General features: G+C 55.9%; 1 tRNA gene and 2 rRNA genes. All 3 read right to left on the bottom strand.

The window, feature by feature from the left end:
* Positions 1 to 77 (bottom strand) — tRNA-Met (locus CFR76_RS17055).
* A gap of 21 nt (positions 78 to 98) precedes the next feature.
* Positions 99 to 214 (bottom strand): 5S ribosomal RNA (rrf, locus tag CFR76_RS17050).
* A gap of 112 nt (positions 215 to 326) precedes the next feature.
* Positions 327 to 3,065: ribosomal RNA gene (locus tag CFR76_RS17045) — 23S ribosomal RNA — on the bottom strand.
* Between the last annotated feature and the right edge of the window lie 22 nt (positions 3,066 to 3,087).

The following is a 3,087-nucleotide window of genomic DNA, read 5'->3' as shown; positions in this document are numbered from 1 at the left end:
TGGTTGCGGGGGCAGGATTTGAACCTGCGGCCTTCAGGTTATGAGCCTGACGAGCTACCGGGCTGCTCCACCCCGCGGTGGTGAGGGGTGACTGGAAGACCTGGCGGCGACCGACTTTCCCGTGCCTTAAGGCACAGTATCATGGGCGCTGGGGTGTTTCACGGCCGAGTTCGGGATGGGATCGGGTGGATCATTCCCCGCCATGGCCACCAGGTCATCCAGTCATCCCTTTTTATGGGGCTGAGAGGATGTGATGGGTTGGTGAATTATTGTGTTGAAGAGTGGATGACTGCTGTGCATGTGTGTTGCCCTTTTGAGGGGGCTATGGAATGAGCCTGTTGGGCGATTAGGACCAGTTAGCTGCACGCATTACTGCGCTTCCACACCTGGCCTATTGACGTGATGGTCTATCACGGCCCTCGGGGAGACCTTGTTTTGAGGTGGGTTTCCCGCTTAGATGCTTTCAGCGGTTATCCCGTCCACACTTAGCTACCCGGCTGTGCCGCTGGCGCGACAACCGGTGCACCAGAGGTATGTTCATCCCGGTCCTCTCGTACTAGGGACAAATCCTCTCAAGTCTCCAACACCCACGGCAGATAGGGACCGAACTGTCTCACGACGTTCTAAACCCAGCTCACGTACCACTTTAATCGGCGAACAGCCGAACCCTTGGGACCTGCTCCAGCCCCAGGATGTGATGAGCCGACATCGAGGTGCCAAACCTCCCCGTCGATGTGGACTCTTGGGGGAGATCAGCCTGTTATCCCTAGAGTACCTTTTATCCGTTGAGCGATGGCCCTTCCACGCGGGACCACCGGATCACTATGGCCGACTTTCGTCTCTGATCGAGCTGTCACTCTCACAGTCAGGCGGGCTTATGCCATTGCACTCGACAGCCGGTTTCCGACCGGCCTGAGCCCACCATCGCGCGCCTCCGTTACACTTTGGGAGGCGACCGCCCCAGTCAAACTGCCCACCATGCAGGGTCCCGGACCTGGCTAACAGGCCTCGGTTAGACATCAGAAACAGTCAGGGTGGTATTTCAAGGATGGCTCCACCGGAACTGGCGCCCCGGTTTCAAAGCCTCCCACCTATCCTACACAGAATGTCTCTGATGCCACTGCAAAGCTGCAGTAAAGGTTCATAGGGTCTTTCCGTCTGACCGCGGGTACCCCGCATCTTCACGGGGAATTCAATTTCGCTGAGCCGATGCTGGAGACAGCGGGGAAGTCGTTACGCCATTCGTGCAGGTCGGAACTTACCCGACAAGGAATTTCGCTACCTTAGGACCGTTATAGTTACGGCCGCCGTTTACCGGGGCTTCAATTCGGTGCTTGCACACCTCCTCTTAACCTTCCGGCACCGGGCAGGCGTCAGGCCGTATACGTCGTCTCTCGACTTCGCACAGCCCTGTGTTTTTACTAAACAGTCGCTACCCCCTGGTCTGTGCCACCCGCCAATGGTTGCCCACTGACGGGTCTTGCTTATCCCGAAGTTACGCAAGTAATTTGCCTAGTTCCTTCAGCATCGTTCTCTCAAGCGCCTTGGTATTCTCTACCAGTCCACCTGTGTCGGTTTCGGGTACGGTCTATATGCCAGAGCTATTTCCTGGAATGCGCCAAAAGCCGGATCAATCCGATAAGACCCGACAACATATTGCATTCGTCACTTCTGGCAGGCCCGGGAATATTTGCCCGGTTTCCATCGACTACGGCTTTCGCCCTCGCCTTAGGGGCCGGCTCACCCTGCGCGGATTAACCTTGCGCAGGAACCCTTGGACTTTCGGCGACAGTGTTTCTCGCACTGTTTGTCGCTACTCATGTCAGCATTCGCACTTCCGATATCTCCAGAGAGGGTCACCCCGTCTCCTTCACAGACCTACGGAACGCTCCGCTACCGCGCATTCATAGAATGCACCCACAGCTTCGGCACGTGGCTTGAGCCCCGTTACATTTTCGGCGCAGGGTTTCTATTAGACCAGTGAGCTATTACGCTTTCTTTAAAGGATGGCTGCTTCTAAGCCAACCTCCTGGTTGTTTTGGAATCCCCACATCCTTTCCCACTTAGCCACGATTTGGGGGCCTTAGCTGGTGGTCTGGGCTGTTTCCCTCTCGACAATGGACCTTAGCACCCACTGTCTGTCTGCCTGGCTCATACTTCCGGGTATTCGGAGTTTGGTTAGGTTTGGTAAGGCTTTGGGCCCCCCTAGCCCATCCAGTGCTCTACCCCCCGGGGTAATACCAGACGGTCTACCTCAATAGATTTCGCGGAGAACCAGCTATTTCCGAGTTTGATTGGCCTTTCACCCCTAGCCACAGCTCATCCCCGACTTTTTCAACAGGCGTGGGTTCGGCCCTCCAGTGCGTGTTACCGCACCTTCAGCCTGGCCATGGCTAGATCACTCGGTTTCGGGTCTTCTGCCAGCAACTCGTCGCCCTATTCAGACTCGCTTTCGCTGCGCCTACACCTATCGGCTTAAGCTTGCTGCAAACAGAAACTCGCTGACCCATTATACAAAAGGTACGCCGTCACCCCATAAGAGGCTCCGACTGCTTGTAGGCATTCGGTTTCAGGTCTCTTTCACTCCCCTCGTCGGGGTGCTTTTCACCTTTCCCTCACGGTACTTGTTCACTATCGGTCACCAGGGAGTATTTAGGCTTGGAGGGTGGTCCCCCCATGTTCAGACAGGATTTCACGTGTCCCGCCCTACTCAAGGACTGTTCCTGGTATTACGCATACGGGGCTATCACCCGCTCTGGCCGGACTTTCCATTCCGTTCTGCTTCTCCAAAAACAGCCACTGGCCTGTTCCGCGTTCGCTCGCCACTACTAGCAGAATCTCAATTGATGTCTTTTCCTCCGGGTACTTAGATGTTTCAGTTCCCCGGGTTCGCCTCATGTCCCTATGTATTCAGAACATGATACCCATCGCTGGGTGGGTTGCCCCATTCAGATATCCACGGATCAAAGCCTGCTCGCGGCTCCCCATGGCTTTTCGCAGCGTGCCACGTCTTTCATCGCCTCCTGGTGCCAAGGCATCCACCGAATGCCCTTATCGCGCTCATTGCCCACACATGCACAGGAGCCA

Origin of the sequence: Komagataeibacter swingsii, from assembly GCF_003207895.1 — a bacterium.
Taxonomy (GTDB): domain Bacteria; phylum Pseudomonadota; class Alphaproteobacteria; order Acetobacterales; family Acetobacteraceae; genus Komagataeibacter; species Komagataeibacter swingsii.
This window is presented reverse-complemented; position numbering and strand designations above follow the sequence as displayed.